Raw genomic sequence first — 17,078 nt, forward strand, 5'->3', positions numbered from 1 at the left:
AGTGCGTCCCCGCGCCTTAGGCCAGTACGATTGGGCGGGCGCTAAGATTCGACAGGTGCGCCAAGGTCTATACAGTTCTGTCGGGCGATGACGCTGAGAAGGCTGGCTGCGGTGGCCGGACTGTGTGTAGGTGCGTTCTCGATCAGCGGCTATTTCTTGTTTACGAACGCCGGCTACGACGAGCCGGCTGCAGTGGACGCCATTGTGGTTCTCGGCGGCGATCAAGACGGCAGAATCGACTACGCTCTGCGCCTCGCAGCAGAGGGGCTCACCGACACAGTTGTCGTTTCGGACCCACAAGGTGCCAGCGATTCGAGAGAGCCCAGCCGTTGCCCTGAGCCGAGCGATAAAGTGCGGATTCTCTGCTTTGTCCCCGACCCGCTGACCACGCGAGGCGAGGCCATCTACGCGAATCAGCTGTCTCGCGAGAATGGTTGGACACACGTGTTGGTCATCACCTGGCGCTATCACTTGCCGCGTGCGGGCTACATTTTCGGCCAATGCTTCGACGGAACGACGACGATGGTTCCCGTCGCCCTGACCTACCAATATTCGATTCCCCGTTGGCTTGCCGAATACGCGTACCAGTATGTGGGATACACGAAAGCCTTCATTCAGGGAAGGTGCTGAACGAAGGCTTTCGTGTGAGATGCAGACACGGTCTCGAGTTCCGCGAGGCCGGCCTTTGCTTCGGCTACGTTCGGACGCTGTCGACGTGCTCTCGATACCACTCGACCGTTGAAGCAATTCCCGCTTCCAAGTCGATCTGCGGCTTCCATCCCGCATCCCGCAGCTTGTTCACGTCGAGCAGTTTCTGCGGCGTTCCGTCCGGCTTGGATGTGTCCCACTCGGTTTCACCCTCGTAGCCCACGGCCGAGGCGACGATGCCGGCGATCTCCTTGATCGTCGCGTCCTCGCCGGTACCGACATTCACTTGATCGGGACCGTCATAGTGCTCCAGCAAATGGATACACGCAGCTGCCATATCGTCGACGTGCAAGAACTCTCGTCGCGGGGAGCCACTGCCCCAGTTGGTCACCGTCTCGATGCCGTCGCGGCGAGCCTCGTCGTAACGACGGATGAGAGCAGGCAGGACGTGCGAACCCTTCGGTGAAAAGTTGTCGCCCGGGCCGTACAAATTGGTCGGCATCGCCGAAATCCACGGCAAGCCGTACTGCTTGCGTACCGACTGAATCTGCAGGATGCCTGCGATCTTGGCGATGGCGTACGCATCGTTGGTCGGCTCGAGGTGCCCGGTGAGGAGGTACTCCTCCTTGATCGGCTGAGGAGCCAGCTTGGGATAGATGCACGAAGACCCGAGGAACAACACTCGCTGAACGTTCTGTGCGAGAGCAGCATCCAGCACGTTCACCTGAATTCTCAGATTGTCCGAGAGGAAGTCGACCGGGTACGTGCTGTTGGCCAGGATGCCGCCCACCTTGGCTGCAGCCAACACCACTGTCTTCGGCTTGGTCGCCTCGAAGAACGTGAAGACTGCATCACGGTCCTTGAGATCCAGCTCCGACGACGATCGACCGATCAAGTCACTGAATCCCGACGCTTCGAGCTGACGCCAGATAGCCGAGCCCACCAGACCGCGGTGCCCCGCCACATAGAGTGGAGCGTCACGATCGAGCGGACCTGGCGTGTAGTCGGGTCCGGTCGATTCACCTGCTGTCATGGAATTCACGCCCAATCCGGCAGCGACGGGCGGTCGATCCACGGGCGACCCTCGTGCTCGAGTGCTGCGATGTCGGCATCCACCATGATCTTCGCCAGTTCCGGGGTGTGCACCGTAGCCTTCCAGCCGAGCTTCTCCTCAGCCTTGCTGGCGTCACCGACGAGTGCGTCGACCTCGGTGGGTCGGAGATACCGCTCGTCGAACTTGACGTGCTTCTCCCAGTCCAGGCCGGCCCGCTCGAATGCAACTACCAGGAAGTCCTTCACGGAGAAGTTGCCGCCGGTCGCGAGAACGAAGTCGTCCGGCTCGTCGGCCTGCAGCATGCGCCACATGCCCTCCACGTACTCGGGTGCGTAGCCCCAGTCTCGGATGGCGTCCAGGTTGCCCATGTAGACGTTCTGCTCGAGCCCCGCCTTGATGCGTGCTACGGCACGCGTGATCTTGCGGGTAACGAAGGTTTCGCCGCGTCGCGGTGACTCGTGATTGAAGAGGATGCCATTGACGGCGAAGATGCCGTACGCCTCGCGGTAGTTCTTGGTGACCCAGTAGGCGTAGACCTTCGCCGCGCCGTATGGGGAGCGTGGGTAGAACGGAGTCTCTTCGTTCTGAGGCGGCGGAGTTGCCCCGAACATTTCGGAGCTCGACGCCTGATAGAAGCGGCACTGCAGGCCCGCCAAGCGCACTGCCTCCAGCAGTCGGATGGAACCGATGCCCGTGGTGTTGCCGGTGTGTTCCGGCTCGTCGAAGCTCACCCGGACGTGCGACTGAGCACCCAGGTTGTAGACCTCATCCGGCTGGATCTCGGTGAGGAGGGTGACCAGACGAGCGCCGTCACTCAAGTCGCCGTAATGCAGGAAAAGCTTGGCGTCCGTCTCGTGCGGGTCCTGGTACAGGTGCTCGATGCGGGACGTGTTGAACGTCGACGACCGACGAATCAGGCCGTGCACCTCGTAACCCTTGTTGAGCAGCAACTCCGCAAGATATGAACCGTCCTGGCCGGTGATGCCGGTAATCAACGCGCGTTTCATCGTTTCCACTCTTTCTAGGATCAGTGCCTGATTCCGATATGCAATGAGCTGGGTGCAATTCAACCAGTTTTCGGTGCCACCGCACCTGATGGACCCCGGTGCTGCGGTTCGGCACGCTGTTGCTCAATACGCCCCGTCGCTTCCGGCAACCGCCTTCAACGTCTTGGCGATGATCAGCAGATCGCCCACCATCGACCAATTCTCGACGTAGGAAAGATCCAGTCGGACAGCCTCTTCCCACGACAGATCGGATCTCCCACTGACCTGCCACAAACCTGTGACCCCCGGCTTGACCAGCAACCGCCGACGAACCTCACCGTCGTAGGTCTCGACCTCCCGGCGCAAGGGGGGCCGCGGCCCCACCGCGCTCATGTCGCGCTTGAGAACGTTGATGAACTGCGGAAGTTCGTCGAGACTGAACCGCCGCAAGATCTTGCCGACGGACGTCACACGGGGATCGTCACGCATCTTGAACAGAATCCCGCCGGCACCTTCGTTTTGATCGAGCAGGTGGGCGACCTGCTTATCCGCGTCGACAGTCATACTGCGGAACTTGATCATCGAAAACGGCTTGCCATCGATGCCCATCCGCTCGGATCTGTAGAACACCGGGCCGCGACTCGTGCTCTTGACTGCGATCGCGACTACCAACATGATCGGCGAAATCAGAATGAGCACCGCTGCCGCGAACGTCAGATCGAACGCGGTCTTGCTGAAGCGAGTCGCTCCGTTGTACTGAGGCTTCTCCACGTGGATCAATGGGAAGCCGGCGACGGGCCGCATGATTAACCGGGGACCCGCCACGTCGACAACTCCGGGCGCGACCACCAGGTCGACGTGTTTTTTCTCGAGGTCCCAGATCATTTTGCGGATACCTTCATTGCCCAGATGCTCGGTGGCAGTAACAGCAACGGTGTCCGCCCCGGACTCTTCGATCGCCGCCAGTACATCGTTCTCGTCGCCTAGAACTGGAATATCGACATCGTCGAGATGTACTCGGCCGTCAGCTGGTGCCTCGTATCCGGGCATGCAGATTCCGACCACCGAATAACCTGCTGAAGGCGCTCGCGCGAACGACTGAGCCATGGATACGGCGGCCTCACGGCTACCGACGATGAGAACAGATGTCTGGTAGTCGCCCCTGCTGCGAAAACTCGCGACAGTCTTGCGCCAAACCCAGCGGCTGACAAGCAGAGCCATGAGGCCGACCGGCAGCGCGATAGCCAGGTACAAGCGGGCGAATTCGATCCGAAACAACAAGGACACGATCGCAATTACACCGAACAGCCGAAAAGTCGCGGAGACAATCCGGCGATACTCTTCCGCCCCGTTTCCGATCACCCGCGGGGATCGAGTGCGGAATATGCCGAGGAATGTCAGCCATAGCCCCGCGAGCGCCACGGACACGCTGGTGTAGACAGTCGTTCCTGAGAGCCCAGACTCCTCGACGATCCCGAACCGTACAAGTTGAGCCAGCGCAACGGCAAAAACGACCGCCAGTACATCGGTCACACGCAGCTGAGCAATGTACTGAGCTTCCCATATGTGACGTGCTGTGAGAGTTCGGATGTTCGACCTCCGGGACCACGAGGGCGATCTCCCCGTAGATCGTTGTGCCGACCCAACTATAGCCACACACCCTCCTCCCCCGTACCAGATTTGCCAGCCCCACTCCGTTAGAGGCTCCGAACGACCGCCCGACCCGAAAGACGAACATACGTCGGGCACGCGTTTGCCCCGATCTTCTCACGTCGGTGCGACGTCGACAGGGCAGGCGATTCAGATCACAGCTAATCCGCCCCGACCCCGAAATCACAACGGATTCGCGACAGCACAGAAGCCGGACTGTCCATGAATCGTGGCGTTGAATCCGAAATCCATTGCAGAGGAGCACAATTGGACGATTTTGTGATATCTCGCCAGTCGCTGAAAGATTGCTCGAAAGCGTGGCTGCCACGTCGAGTTCGATGCGCCAACGACGGCGTTGCTACACCGGGCCGCGAATTACAATGCGATATTCATCCGAGTGAATGACGCTGTAATTGGCCTACGAACCGCGGCAATTCTCAGGGTCTGCCCAAACCTCGATAGGTCCAGCCAGCTTCCCGCCACTGTATGGGATCCAAGCAGTTTCGGCCGTCGATGAGCTTCTTGACGCGCACCACCGAATCCAGCATCTCCGGCTCCAACGCCTTGAATTCTTTCCACTCCGTCAGCACCAGCACCACGTCGGCGCCTTCGCACGCCCCGAGAGCGGAATTACTGTAGTTGAGAGTAGGGAAGAGAGCACGAGAGTTCTCCATCGCCTTGGGGTCGTACACGTTGACCGCCGCACCCTGCAGCTGGATCTGCCCGGCCACGTTCAGTGCCGGTGAATCACGGACATCGTCGGAATCGGGCTTGAACGCTGCGCCGAGCACGGCGACCCGGGCACCGAGGAGCGACCCGCATGCCTCGCGCGCCAGCTCCACCATGCGGGTGCGGCGTCGCATGTTGATGTTGTCGACCTCGCGCAGGAACGTCAAAGCTTGGTCGGCACCGAGTTCACCGGCCCTGGCCATGAACGCCCTGATGTCCTTGGGCAGGCAACCGCCGCCGAAGCCGATACCGGCATTGAGGAACTTGCGGCCGATGCGTTCGTCGTGGCCGATGGCGTCGGCGAGCACGGTGACATCCGCTCCGGCGGCCTCACACACCTCGGAAATAGCGTTGATGAACGAGATCTTCGTGGCCAAGAACGCGTTCGCGGATGCCTTGACAAGCTCGGCCGTAGCCAGGTCCGTCACCAGAAACGGGATCTTCTCGTCGAGCAGCTGCGCGTAGACCTTACGGGCGAGCTCCTCAGCGCGACCGGGCTTGGCACGGTCGATTCCGAGTACGAGCCTATCCGGCCGCAATGTGTCTTTGACGGCATAGCCTTCACGTAGGAACTCCGGGTTCCAAGCAACCTCGACGTCGTCCCCAGCGGGCGCGAGTCCGCGAGCCACTCTGCCGAGCCGCTCGGCCGTGCCCACGGGAACAGTCGACTTTCCGAATATCACTGCCGGCTTGGTCAGCAGGGGAGCAAGCGTCTCGACTACCTGGTCGACGTACTTCATGTCTGCTGCGTACTCTCCCCTCTTCTGAGGGGTGCCGACACCCAGGAAATGAACTTCGGCAAACTCGGCTGCCTCTTCGTACGAGGACGTGAAACGCAGGCGCCCGGCCGCCGTATTGCGTTGAAGCACCTCCCGCAGCCCAGGTTCCCAGAACGGGACTTCGCCGGCCTCGAGCTTGCGCAGCTTGGCTTCGTCTACATCGACTCCGAGTACATCGTGACCCAGTTCCGCCATACAGGCCGCGTGCGTTGCGCCGAGGTATCCGGTTCCGAACACTGTTATACGCATACTCGGCCAGTCTCCTTGGTGTCATCGGCAACCGCGACAGCGCCGCGATACCGAGTCGACATTGAGCGCTCCAGGCCAACGAACGGGTAACGCCGGCTGAATGGAAAATGAGCATCGGTTGGTTACCCGGCGGCCGAAACCGCAAACGGCAAGCCGTTACCCCAGGAGCACGCAGCCTCAATAGGCTCCGTCACTCTTGACCACGGCCACTGCCGTTTTCGCTACGATGAGCAAATCGCCTGTCATAGACCAATTTTCGACATAAGAGAGATCGAGGCGCACACTCTCCTCCCATGACAGATCCGACCGGCCGCTCACCTGCCAGAGCCCGGTGATTCCCGGCTTGACTAGCAGTCGACGACGCACCTCACCGTCGTACGTCTCCACTTCACTGCGCAAAGGCGGCCGGGGGCCCACCACACTCATCTCACGCTTGAGCACATTGACGAACTGCGGCAGCTCGTCGAGGCTGAACTTACGCATCACTTTTCCCACTCGAGTGACTCTCGGGTCGTCGCGCATCTTGAACAGCACACCGCCCGCTCCCTCATTGAGGCCGGCCAGCTCCTGGACGCGCTTGTCCGCATCCTGCACCATGCTACGAAACTTGATCATCTGGAAAGGCTTGCCGTCGATACCCATTCGCTCGGAGCTGTAGAAGACTCGCCCCTTGCTGGTGAGCTTGATGATCACTGCGAGCGTGATCAGGACCGGCGAGATCAGCAGCAACACCGTGGCCGCGAACAACAGGTCGAATGCAGTTTTGCCGAATCGCTTCGCGCCGTTGTACTGCGGCTTCTCGACGTGGATCAGCGGGAAATTAGCCACCGGGCGCATCACCAGACGAGGACCGGCTACATCCACGACGCCGGGCGACACGACAAGGTCCACATTCTTCTTCTCCAGATCCCACACCATCTTTCGCAGACCGTGGTGGCCGATATGTTCGGTTGCCGTCACAGCCACGGTGTCGGCACCGGACATCTCGATGGCCTCGACGACGCAGTGCTCGTCACCCAACACGGGAATCTCGGTACCTTCGACCGTGACCGTGGTGTTCTGGTCCGGTTCGTAATTGGGCAGACACATGCCGACCACTCTGTACCCGGCCTCCGGCGACCGCTCGAACGACCTTGCCATGGACAATGCCGAACTACGGCTCCCCACGATCAGGACGGCTGTCTGACATTCACCGCGAGAACGATTGCGAGCCAGCAACTTTCGCCACATCCAACGGCTCAGCAGCAAGCCCATCAGCCCGGTCGGCAGCGCGATGGCCAGATAGAGCCGAGCGATATCGAGTCGGAACAACAGCGATACGATCGCGACTGTGCCGAAAAGCTTGAAAGCGGCCGAGATGATCCGTCGGTATTCCTCGGACCCGTTCCCGATGACGCGAGGAGATCTGGTGCGAAAGATGACCAGGAACGTCAGCCACAGAACTGCGAGCACCCCAGAAACGCCCACATAGCTCGCTACCGACCAGGGCTCGCGAAAGTTGACCTCTCCGAACCTGATGACCTGCGCGACTGTCACGGCCCCTAGAACGACAATCGTGTCGGTAACGCGCAGGCCCTCCATGTAGCGAGCCTCCCAATCGCGGCGCGATGCAAGCCGGGGCAAGGTCTGCGAACCCGCCCGCCAGGATCCCGCACTCTGGGATTCCACATCACTGACCGACACTGCTTCCCCCCGGTACGCGCTCAATAGTCCGCAACGATGCACGGCGTTGCCCTGCTCCACCCCGGTGTGCTTGCAACGGCGTAAACCAGCCACCGATGATCGTTTTCTGGTGCAACACTATGTCCAACCGCGACAATCCGCATGGCCGGACCACCTGGGTCGACCGTGGAACTACGTCCGTCCTCAAACCGACTGGTCTAGAGGATATTGTCGATCGAGCCCGATACCGCGGCTGGAAACGACTCGAAAGTGGACGTGCATGCATGTTTCCATTAGTGCCGTTGGAACGACCGAGTGTCAACGGTTGTCAGTCGAACGCAGGACACTGAGGTAGCGCTCCTTCCGGCATCGACCCCGTCCGGCCTCGGTCGTCTCGGAGGTATCCGGTGCGCACGCTAACCTTGCACACATGTTCGCCTCGTCTGCTTGTCGCGTCGGAACCATTGCCGTAGTCGGCATCCTGACGCTCGCTGGTTGCTCCCAGGAGACACCGCGCGCGGTGGCAGTGCTCGATACCCCGCTTCCCGATATTGCCCCGTCGGTACTCGACCTACGTGGAACCATCGTCCAATCTACCCCGGTCGAAGGCCTGGATCCCGCTCTCGCAGACAAGCTCGGCGAGGCGCGCACCGTCATCTATCGGTCTGTCTCCGCATACGACGGTCAGGCATCGGAAGTGGCGTCGACGGTGTACCGGCCGCGCGGAGACGCGCCGGCCGGCGGCTGGCCCGTCATCTCGTACGGGCACCCCACCACCGGACTCGGCCAGGACTGCGGGCCGTCGCTCAGCCCGGATCTGCGGGGCTACGCACCCACCCTCGCCGCCATCGCCGAGGCCGGGTTCGTCGTGACGATGACCGACTTTCAGGGTTTGGGCTGGCCGGGCGAGCACCCCTACCTCGAGCCACGGACCGCCGGATTCAACATGATCGACGCCGTGCGAGCAGTGCGTAACCAATACCCGGACACCTCCGACAAATGGATGGCCGTCGGCGGATCGCAGGGTGGCCAAGCATCTTGGGCCGCAAACGAATACAGCGCAGACTACGGGTCGGGCCTGAACCTCGTCGGCAGCGTGTCCACCTCGCCTGCAGCCGATATCACCGGCTTTGCCGAGGCCGCTCGAAACGAGACGTTGACCGGTGCGCAAACCGCCTTCATGCCGCTGATCATCGACGGCCTTTCGGTGGTTCACCCCGATCTCGAGCAGAGCGACTACCTGCGGGGTGCTGCCGCAGGTGAGCTGACCGGCCTGACGTCGTGTGCACTTCCCGACACCGAGAAAGCGGCCCTGTCCACCCAACTCGACGCATCACAGGTGCAGCCGGCATCGGACGAGGCGACCGATCGACTCACCGAGTGGCTCACCGAGGCCTCACTCCCCCAGCGACGAGCACCGGCACCGATGCTGGTGATCAACGGATCCGACGACGAATTGATCCTGCCCGCATGGGTTTCCAAGGCCGTCGACGCCGGATGCCGCATCGGCGACCGAATCGTGCACCGCGAGATGGCCGGTCAAGGCCACGTCGACGCCGACGCAGGCGACGAGATGTACCAGTGGATGCTCGAGCGGTTCTCGGGCAATGATGCACCCAACGAGTGCCCCTGATCGATGAGACGCTGACGGCGCTTGCACCTACAGTGGATCGGGTGACCGACAAGACATCCCTCCTCACCTCTGCAGCGGCCGTCTGGGCATATCCACTCTGGAAGGCAGTGCACCGGGCAGGTGTGGCCGACGACATCGCAGCGGACGTGGCCAAATGGGCCGAATGTCTCGAAGTCGAGGCCATCAGCGCACTCGATCCCTACCGACGATTCGCCTACATCGCCGGCGCGCTGCCCGAGTTCAGAACCCTTGTGCACTACCGCATCAGGCACATCGGGATGGTTCAACGGTTAGTACTGAAGAAGCTCTATCCGGGACTGTCCACCCTGACGCTCGAAGCAGGATCCATCGGCCCCGGACTGTTCATCCAGCACGGCCTGGGCTCGATCATCACCGCAGAACACATCGGTAAGAACTGCTGGATCAATCAGCACGTGAGCCTCGGCTACACGGCCAAGGGCCGCCCGGTCATCGGCGACAACGTCCGCGTGGGCGCGGGCGCCGCGGTACTGGGCCCGATCACCATCGGCAACGACGTGACCATCGGCGCGAACGCCACGATTCTGCACGACGTAGCGCCGGGAACCGTCATGGTGTCACCGCCGGCCATGACTCTCGAACACGCGAAGGCCACCCGTCGCGCTCAGTTGGAACCGCCGGCCTGAATCACGGCATCGAGCGCGGGCTTGGGGCTGAAGTCCGACCGAACCAAACCAGCGTTGAGCTCGTCCACTGCGTTGCCGGTGTCGTAGTCACGGAAGTCGAACAGGAAGATCCCGCCGCAGTAGGACATTCTCCGCAGGTAGTCGATGCCGTCCACCAACAGCTCGGCCTGCTTGTCCTCGGAGACGCTCTCCGGTCCCGTGCCGGAGGCTGCCCCGAACTCGGTGAACCAGATCTTCTTGTCACGGTCACCGTTGACCACCATCGTCTCGCGGATTCGCGCGATCGCCGTGTTGGAGCTGTACGACTGCGCCGATGCCTCGCTCAGACGATCGGGGGCACTATAGGGATGCATCGCGATGGCGTCGAAGAAGGGCCCTGCGCCGGCCGCATACAGGCCCTTGACGAAGCTCGCCGGGCTCAGATCCGTCTCGTTGTCGATGGTGGGCGACGTGCCTCCGGTCAAAACCTCGATCGACGGGTCGATACTTTTGATTTTCTCGTAGGACTGCTTCAGCATCGGAACATAGGTCTGTAAATCCACGCCGGGTCCGAATGTGGCACCAGTATTGGGCTCATTCCAAATTTCCCACGTTCGAATTCGGTCTTTGTAGCGGTTTGCTGCCAATTTTGCGAACTCAGAGAACTTTTGTGGATCGGACGGCTTCGGGTGCATGACATTTCTGTTGGCCGGGTCGACGTCCCACCACGGTGCCCACGTCGCAACTCCCAGAATGTCGAGACCGGCGTCGGAAAACGCCTCGACCTGCGCGTCGGTAGAAACCCAATCGTAAACACCGGGATACGGTTCGATGACGGGCCAATGAATTGTGAGTCTGACCGCGCCGAATCCGTACTGAGATATCAGCGAACTCTGTTTCGTCAGCAGGCCTTTCGAGTCCGACGCAGTCACCGCTGTCAGGCCGAGATGTCCGACCGACGGCTGGCATCCGTCAGCCGTCGCAGCTGCCGTCGGAGTAGGTGCTACCTCTTCGTCGGCCGCGTGATCGGCCGACGAACACGCAGTCAACAGCAGCGACGTCAACCCGATCGATGCCATCAATGTTCGGCACCGCCGGCGTCTCACGGCCTGCATTCAGTCACGTCCTACTCATCTTTCGGTGATACCTGACACAAATCGTGTGCGCCCAGTAACGCTTTCGCGTCCTCCTGCGAATACTTAGCAGCGCTCGGGGAAATCACATTCGGTCGGTTCTTACCAGTTCGTTGTAAAGCTCAGTCTGTTTCGTAGCACTGCCAGACACGGAGATCGCACATGAATGTCGCCCTCGGCAAACTCGCATCAGGTTACAACCCGGTTAAGTCGACCTCTGATTCGGCGGACCTTCCCACGCTGATCTCGTCCTCCGAAGAAGCTTACGTCCCGGCAAAACGGACCGAGTGGCAGCGCAGCTACCGACGCAAGGTTCTGCTGACCGACGCCGCCGTCATCGTCGCCGCGCTCGTCAGCGCACAACTGATCAGATTCGGTGCCCCCGCAACCGACTCGCCCGAGACCCTCAGCGCATTGATCTTCTTCACGGCCTTTTCCGCCGCCCTCGGAATCGTCTGGCTGCTTTCGCTCGGCTTCGTTCAGTCCAGGGACCCACAACTGATCGGCAACGGTGCGGACGAGTACCGACGAGTCGTTTCGGCCACCGGATGGCTGTTCGGCGGCATCGCCGTCGCAGACCTTCTCGTCCAGTCCGGCATCGCCCGCGGCTACCTGGCCATCGCGCTGCCGATCGGCCTCATCGGTCTCTTGGCCGGACGCCGCTTCTGGCGACGGAACCTCGCCCGGAAGCGTTCGGCCGGGAGCTATCTCAGTGAGGTCATCGTGATCGGCAACGTCACGTCGATCAAGAGAATTTCGGGCAACTTCGACAACGCGGCCGACGCCGGCTACCGCGTGATCGGTGCGTGCATCCCCGGGTACATCGGTGCCGCCGGAGCAACAGTCGACGCGAACGGCCGAACCATCGAGATTCTCGGTGACGAAACCGCGATCGACAACGCACTCCGGAAGACGTCCGCAACAACGGTCGCCGTCGCAGCCGTCGAGCATCTCGGCTACGAGCGGATGCGTGATCTGGCGTGGAAGCTCGACAAGCACAGGATCGATCTGGTGGTCGCTCCCGGAGTGGCAGACATCGCCGGGCCTCGGCTCAAGATCCGACCCATCGACAACCTGCCACTGCTGCACGTCGACCGCCCGAAGTACGACGGTGCGACCAGGCGAAGCAAGACGGTATTCGACTTCGTCCTCGCCTCTGTCGCGCTGATCGTGCTGTTTCCCGTGTTGGCCGCAGCCGCCATCGCCATCAAGGTCGGCGACCGAGGGCCGATCTTCTATCGCCAGGAGCGAGTGGGCCTGCAGGGCGAGAGGTTCCGCATCTGGAAACTGCGAACCATGGTGGTCGATGCAGACTCGGCCATCGCCGATGCACGACAGGACGCGGATCAGCAGACCTCGGTTTTCTACAAGTCGGCCACCGACAGTCGGATCACCAAAACCGGCCGGGTGCTACGCAAGCTGAGCATCGACGAACTTCCGCAGCTGTTCAACGTGCTGGCCGGCGAGATGAGCATCGTCGGCCCCCGCCCGCTGGTTCCGGGCGAAGGTGCGGACGTGGAGAACTTCATCGAGCGCCGCGGCCTCGTCAAGCCCGGTGTCACCGGGCTGTGGCAGGTTTCGGGTCGGTCGGATGTAGCCGAGTCGGAGCGAATTCGCCTGGACCATTACTACGTCGACAACTGGTCCGTCGTTCAGGACCTCGTGATCATCTGGCGGACCGCTGCTGCAGTGCTCAAATCGGACGGCGCATACTGACGTGGCAGAAGTCCCCAACGAACAGCACGCATCACTGTCGCTTCATGGATTGTCCGTCTGTGTGGTGGCCTGCCACTACGCACCCGAGACGACCGGAAGCGCGCCGTACAACACCGCACTTGTCGAAGCACTCAGCAGCGCAGGTGCGGATGTGGACCTGATCACCGGAATTCCGCACTACCCGCAGTGGGTAATTCAGGATTCCCGCTACCGTCGCGGCATCATGTGGCGCGAGACAAAGGGGAACGTCCGAATACGACGGGTCCGCCACGCAGTGCCCGCCGCGCCGAATCTGATCGGCCGTGCACGGATGGAGCTGAGCTTCGCTACCCTGGCAGCACCTTTGGTACGCGCCTCCCGTGCGGACGTCGTCATTACCGTCACCCCCTCCTCGGGGCTCTGCTTGCCGCCTCTCTCGGCCACCGTAGGCGGCCGCTGGGAGTTGTCGTGCACGATCTGAGCGGAAACGCAGCATCCCAGTCCGGCACCACCGGCGGCACAGCCGGACGCGTGGTCGGATCCTTCGAGTACCTACTGGCTCGGCGCGCAGACTCGATCGGTGTCATCACCCCACGATTCCGCGATGTGCTCACCGAGAACGGCGTCGACGCGACCAAGATCGTCGACCTGCCTATCTTCACGCACATTTCTGGATCGACCGAGACGACGCATGAAGCCCGCGCGCGGCTCGGATGGACCGACACCGACCGACGCGTCGTGGTTCATACCGGCAACATGGGCATGAAACAGGGACTCGAATCGGTGGTCGGTGCCGCTCGGATGGCTCACGAGCAGTCGATGCCGATCACCTACGTGATGGTGGGCGACGGTAATCAGCGACAGCAACTCGTCTCTGCTGCTGGCGAACTACCGACGATGAAATTTGTCGACCCCGTGGACGAGGAGACGTATCCCAGTGTGTTGGCCGCCGCCGACGTGCTGCTGCTCAACGAGCGTCCGGGAGTCAGGGAGATGTCGCTGCCGAGCAAGCTGACGTCCTACGTCGCGGCCTCTCGGCCGATTGTGGCCGCAACCGAACCCGGTGGCATCTCACACTCAGTACTCGACGAATACTCCTCTGCGCTGTTCGCAACTCCGGGTGACCCAGCGGCCCTCAACCGCGCGGTGATGACCCTTGACGGCAACCCGGCAGAGGTCGATCGACTCATCCTTGCAGCCAGAGATCTTGGCGACGCGCGCTACAGTGCATCCGCCGGTCGCGAGGGGTTCAGGCGCTTCGCGCACAACCTGGCCCGCCGCGATCGGGAAGGAACCAGATGACACTGCGAGCAAAACTCGGCCTACTGTTCGGCGAGTTTCGTCCCACCGTGCTGCGCACCGTACCGATGATTGCGCGCCGCAAGCCAATCCTGGTGGGCCGCAACTTCCGCGTACGAGGCTCCGGAAACATCACCGTCCGTGACGGCTTCCTCGCCCTGGGCGTCAACAACTACGGCTTCGCCGATAGCAGGATGGCGGGCTTGCTACGAGTGCGTGGCCGCTTCGAAGTGGATGGCTCCGTTGCCATCACGTCCGGTAACCGGTGGGACATCGGGCCGGGTGCGACCATGACCATGAACGGACCGACCACCGTCTCGCCGATGTCCGTCGTGGTTGCGACCACTGAGATCACCATCGGAAACGAAGGAATGATCGGGTGGGACGTCCACCTGATCGACGACGACTTCCACCCGACCCGGTCCTCCCCCGACGCCCGGTTTCGGCACGCAGACAAGGGCATTCACATCGGAAACCACGTGTGGATAGGGTCGAGGGCCACCGTTCTCGCAGGGACGCGAATCGCCGACGGTTGCATAGTGGCCGCAGGTGCCGTGGTGCGCGGTACGTTCGACGAACCCAACTGCCTGATCGGCGGTGTCCCCGCGAAAGTGGTGCGCAAAGGCGTCGCATGGACCGACCCGGCCTTCGGCTACACCGAGACCGACCCCGAAGTCCCGATTTGACCCAGCACCACTGGATCACGTCGCTTGACCAATCGCGGGACGAACGCGAAGTCCGGCACGATCTGAGTGACCAATACTGCTGCAGCAGCGACCAATACCACTCCAACGGCCCCGTACTCCGGAGCCACGACAATGCCGCCGACCACGCTGATCAGTCCCATCCCCATGATGCAGAACGCCTGAAACCGCATCTCCGACGGCGTGGTGAGAAGCACGCCCGCGGGAAGGTGGATGCACTGCACCACCAGCAGGCAACCGAACGCAACCGCCAGCCAGGTTCCGGTCTTCACCTCGCCGCTGGAGAGGATGTTGGTCGCGAAGGGTCCGAGCAGCGAGATGAACACCGCCGCAACGACGGACACCCCGAAGAACACCAGAACGATCTTGATCCACATCTTGATGGTGCCCGCCTGATCGCCCCGCCGTTTGACGAACACCGGCCAATAGGCCATGCCTGCGGTGGAGAACACCGACCATCCCAGCGCGTATACCTGCGCCATCAGTGCGTATCTCGACAGCTCCTCGGGCGTGGACAAATGCGACAGAATCACCCGATGGGACTGCAAGCCCAGAGGCAGCCCGACGCTGGCGATCAGCATCCACAGAGAACCTGCCAGCAGCTTCACCTGGGCCATCTCCTGCACCGGCGCAGCAAACACCACCGTCCCCAGGCCGGACATACGCAGGGCGACAATCGTTCCCACCACGTTTCCGAGAAGTGCGCCGAGAACACCGGGTATCGCGAAGAAGATTCCCTGAGCTCCGGCGAGCATCAAACCGACCGTGATGAGCAGACCGAACACCGTATTCGACATCAGTACCAGCACTGCCAGCTGATTCTTGTTGATCCCAATGAGAATTCGGATACCGAGACCTGTCGGAAGACTCAATGCGAACAGACTCGCCGCGATGGTGATGACCCATCGATCATTGGGTCCCGTGGTCAAACCGATGACGGCCCCCCACTTGTCGAAGACCATGATCAAAACGAACACCACGATCAAGCCGGTGGCAATCATCGCGAGCACACGGTAGGCACGCTGAATGGTCCCGACAGTCACCGGGTCTTCGGACAGCTTTCCGGCCCGCGAACTCGCATTGGTCACCACGGCTCCGATACCGAGGTCCGCGAACGGAAAGAGCAGGCTCATCGTGGCGATCAACGATACGACGCCGAAGATCGACTCACCGGTCTCGCGCACGATGATGGCGGTGTTGAGCAATCCCAACAACGCCATGATCGGCGTCCCGAGAACCCGGAAGACGGTCCCCCACAGGACGGCTTTTTGCTCCTGAGAAGACAGACCACCTGCCGGTGCCGCGGTATCCACCAGCTCATTGGGGGCAACGTCCTGGACTGCCGCCGGGTGGACCGTGGAAAATCCCGTCTGTCCACGGTCCACGCGGTGCCTACCCGCCATTCGCCGGTGCCCTCCCCAACATCGCACGGACTCTTTCGCGGCCGTGAAACGCCACCCGAACCAAGAATTCGATCGCTCTCGACCGCAGGCGGGACTTTCGACGAGTGCCGTACGGGTAGTGGCCCAGTGTGTCCCAGGCCCGCCGAAGATCCGCGAAGCTCTCCTTGATGGGCCGAACTGTACCGGCACCCGTGGTGTCGAAATCGCACACGACGCGATCGAACGTGACCGGAGGCTTCGTCAGTGCCGCTCGCATCAGATACAGCTGATCGGCTGCCAACCCGAACTCTTCGTCGTAGGGCCCCAGCTGTTCGGCAAGATCGACACCCACGAACGAACCTTGATGCGGGATGGGTGCTTGGCCGATGGTGAAGTTGTGAAGGTCGAAGGGCATGAAGCCCCACTCACCCAGGTCGACACCGTCTGCGCCGACGCGTCGTACCTTGGCGTAGCCCCACTGATCCCGAGGGTCCGACAGATTCTCCACGATGTACTCGAGTGCACCGGGGTCGGAGAAGCAGTCACCGGAGTGCATGAGCCAGACGATGTCGCCGGTGGTCTGCGCTATGCCCCGGTTCATCGCGTCGTACCGCCCATTGTCGCGCGCGGACCGCCAGTACTGCAGGCCTGCGCCGATCGACTCGAGGTATTCCTCTACCTCAGGGCCGGACCCACCGTCGAGTACCACGTGCTCGATCGGGACCGAACACCGTTGGGCTCGAACACTGTCGACAGTTTTCCTCAGCCCGTCCAAGTCACGAAAACTGATGGTGACCACAGAGACTTTCTCGATCTTCGACGCCATGCCTA

The 17,078-nt window shown here is 61.7% G+C and carries 15 protein-coding genes; 7 read left to right on the plus strand and 8 right to left on the minus strand.

Annotation, left to right across the window (positions count from 1 at the left end; translation table 11 throughout):
* Positions 1-87 precede the first annotated feature (87 nt).
* A complete protein-coding gene (locus RHODMAR_RS01445; RefSeq protein ID WP_042937514.1) occupies positions 88-630 on the plus strand; it encodes a YdcF family protein in 543 nt (180 codons plus the stop codon).
* Positions 631-694: 64 nt separating this feature from the next.
* Here RHODMAR_RS01445 and RHODMAR_RS01450 read toward each other — a convergent pair whose 3' ends face one another.
* From RHODMAR_RS01450 to RHODMAR_RS01470, 5 genes are all read right to left on the minus strand, one after another.
* Positions 695-1,681, minus strand: a complete 987-nt coding sequence (locus RHODMAR_RS01450) for a GDP-L-fucose synthase family protein (protein WP_042937555.1) — start codon at positions 1,679-1,681, stop codon at positions 695-697.
* Positions 1,682-1,686: 5 nt separating this feature from the next.
* Positions 1,687-2,709 (minus strand): GDP-mannose 4,6-dehydratase, encoded by a 1,023-nt coding sequence (gmd, locus tag RHODMAR_RS01455; RefSeq protein ID WP_008710503.1) that lies wholly within the window; start codon positions 2,707-2,709, stop codon positions 1,687-1,689.
* 123 nt (positions 2,710-2,832) lie between these two features.
* Complete coding sequence (locus RHODMAR_RS01460) at positions 2,833-4,278, minus strand: sugar transferase (protein WP_232433544.1); 1,446 nt, start codon at positions 4,276-4,278, stop codon at positions 2,833-2,835.
* Between the two features lie 497 nt (positions 4,279-4,775).
* Entirely contained in the window at positions 4,776-6,095 is a 1,320-nt protein-coding gene (locus RHODMAR_RS01465) for a UDP-glucose dehydrogenase family protein (RefSeq protein WP_008710507.1), read from the minus strand.
* Positions 6,096-6,272: 177 nt separating this feature from the next.
* Entirely contained in the window at positions 6,273-7,676 is a 1,404-nt protein-coding gene (locus tag RHODMAR_RS01470; protein WP_008710509.1) for a sugar transferase, read from the minus strand.
* 511 nt (positions 7,677-8,187) lie between these two features.
* Between RHODMAR_RS01470 and RHODMAR_RS01475 the strand changes: the two genes are divergently transcribed.
* On the plus strand, positions 8,188-9,390 hold the full coding sequence (locus RHODMAR_RS01475) for a lipase family protein (protein WP_051047707.1): 1,203 nt from the start codon (positions 8,188-8,190) through the stop codon (positions 9,388-9,390).
* 41 nt (positions 9,391-9,431) lie between these two features.
* Positions 9,432-10,055 (plus strand): serine O-acetyltransferase, encoded by a 624-nt coding sequence (locus RHODMAR_RS01480; protein WP_232433540.1) that lies wholly within the window; start codon positions 9,432-9,434, stop codon positions 10,053-10,055.
* Here the strand turns inward: RHODMAR_RS01480 and RHODMAR_RS01485 are convergent.
* The gene (locus tag RHODMAR_RS01485; protein ID WP_008710515.1) at positions 10,034-11,113 is read right to left on the minus strand and encodes a cellulase family glycosylhydrolase; all 1,080 of its coding nucleotides are present in this window, start codon (positions 11,111-11,113) and stop codon (positions 10,034-10,036) included. The genes RHODMAR_RS01480 and RHODMAR_RS01485 overlap by 22 nt on opposite strands.
* 216 nt (positions 11,114-11,329) lie before the next feature.
* Here RHODMAR_RS01485 and RHODMAR_RS01490 point away from each other — a divergent pair, with 216 nt between their 5' ends.
* From RHODMAR_RS01490 to RHODMAR_RS01500, 4 genes are read left to right on the plus strand one after another with little or no spacing between them, the layout of a single operon-like run.
* A complete protein-coding gene (locus RHODMAR_RS01490; protein ID WP_008710517.1) occupies positions 11,330-12,883 on the plus strand; it encodes a sugar transferase in 1,554 nt (517 codons plus the stop codon).
* A 1-nt stretch (position 12,884) separates the two neighbouring features.
* Positions 12,885-13,343: a glycosyltransferase gene (locus RHODMAR_RS27875; protein ID WP_008710519.1), complete on the plus strand. Its 459-nt coding sequence runs from the start codon at positions 12,885-12,887 to the stop codon at positions 13,341-13,343.
* Entirely contained in the window at positions 13,331-14,164 is an 834-nt protein-coding gene (locus RHODMAR_RS01495; RefSeq protein ID WP_008710521.1) for a glycosyltransferase, read from the plus strand. Before RHODMAR_RS27875 ends, RHODMAR_RS01495 begins: the two co-directional genes overlap by 13 nt.
* Entirely contained in the window at positions 14,161-14,847 is a 687-nt protein-coding gene (locus RHODMAR_RS01500) for an acyltransferase (RefSeq protein WP_008710524.1), read from the plus strand. The genes RHODMAR_RS01495 and RHODMAR_RS01500 overlap by 4 nt, the downstream gene beginning before the upstream one ends.
* On the opposite strand, the gene RHODMAR_RS01505 is transcribed toward RHODMAR_RS01500, so the two are convergent.
* Entirely contained in the window at positions 14,814-16,268 is a 1,455-nt protein-coding gene (locus tag RHODMAR_RS01505) for a lipopolysaccharide biosynthesis protein (protein ID WP_008710525.1), read from the minus strand. The two genes, RHODMAR_RS01500 and RHODMAR_RS01505, sit on opposite strands and share 34 nt — an antisense overlap.
* A complete protein-coding gene (locus RHODMAR_RS01510; RefSeq protein ID WP_008710528.1) occupies positions 16,258-17,073 on the minus strand; it encodes a glycosyltransferase in 816 nt (271 codons plus the stop codon). Before RHODMAR_RS01510 ends, RHODMAR_RS01505 begins: the two co-directional genes overlap by 11 nt.
* Positions 17,074-17,078 lie beyond the last annotated feature (5 nt).

The organism is Rhodococcus sp. AW25M09, assembly GCF_000333955.1.
GTDB lineage: Bacteria > Actinomycetota > Actinomycetes > Mycobacteriales > Mycobacteriaceae > Rhodococcoides.

Excerpts from the sequence above, each read along its gene's own strand:
- RHODMAR_RS01445 (WP_042937514.1), top strand. The coding sequence starts at position 88 with ATGACGCTGAGAAGGCTGGCTGCGGTGGCCGGACTGTGTGTAGGTGCG.
- RHODMAR_RS01450 (WP_042937555.1), bottom strand. The coding sequence starts at position 1,681 with ATGACAGCAGGTGAATCGACCGGACCCGACTACACGCCAGGTCCGCTC.
- gmd (WP_008710503.1), bottom strand. The coding sequence starts at position 2,709 with ATGAAACGCGCGTTGATTACCGGCATCACCGGCCAGGACGGTTCATAT.
- RHODMAR_RS01465 (WP_008710507.1), bottom strand. The coding sequence starts at position 6,095 with ATGCGTATAACAGTGTTCGGAACCGGATACCTCGGCGCAACGCACGCG.
- RHODMAR_RS01470 (WP_008710509.1), bottom strand. The coding sequence starts at position 7,676 with ATGGAGGGCCTGCGCGTTACCGACACGATTGTCGTTCTAGGGGCCGTG.
- RHODMAR_RS01475 (WP_051047707.1), top strand. The coding sequence starts at position 8,188 with ATGTTCGCCTCGTCTGCTTGTCGCGTCGGAACCATTGCCGTAGTCGGC.
- RHODMAR_RS01485 (WP_008710515.1), bottom strand. The coding sequence starts at position 11,113 with ATGGCATCGATCGGGTTGACGTCGCTGCTGTTGACTGCGTGTTCGTCG.
- RHODMAR_RS01490 (WP_008710517.1), top strand. The coding sequence starts at position 11,330 with ATGAATGTCGCCCTCGGCAAACTCGCATCAGGTTACAACCCGGTTAAG.
- RHODMAR_RS01500 (WP_008710524.1), top strand. The coding sequence starts at position 14,161 with ATGACACTGCGAGCAAAACTCGGCCTACTGTTCGGCGAGTTTCGTCCC.
- RHODMAR_RS01505 (WP_008710525.1), bottom strand. The coding sequence starts at position 16,268 with ATGGCGGGTAGGCACCGCGTGGACCGTGGACAGACGGGATTTTCCACG.
- RHODMAR_RS01510 (WP_008710528.1), bottom strand. The coding sequence starts at position 17,073 with ATGGCGTCGAAGATCGAGAAAGTCTCTGTGGTCACCATCAGTTTTCGT.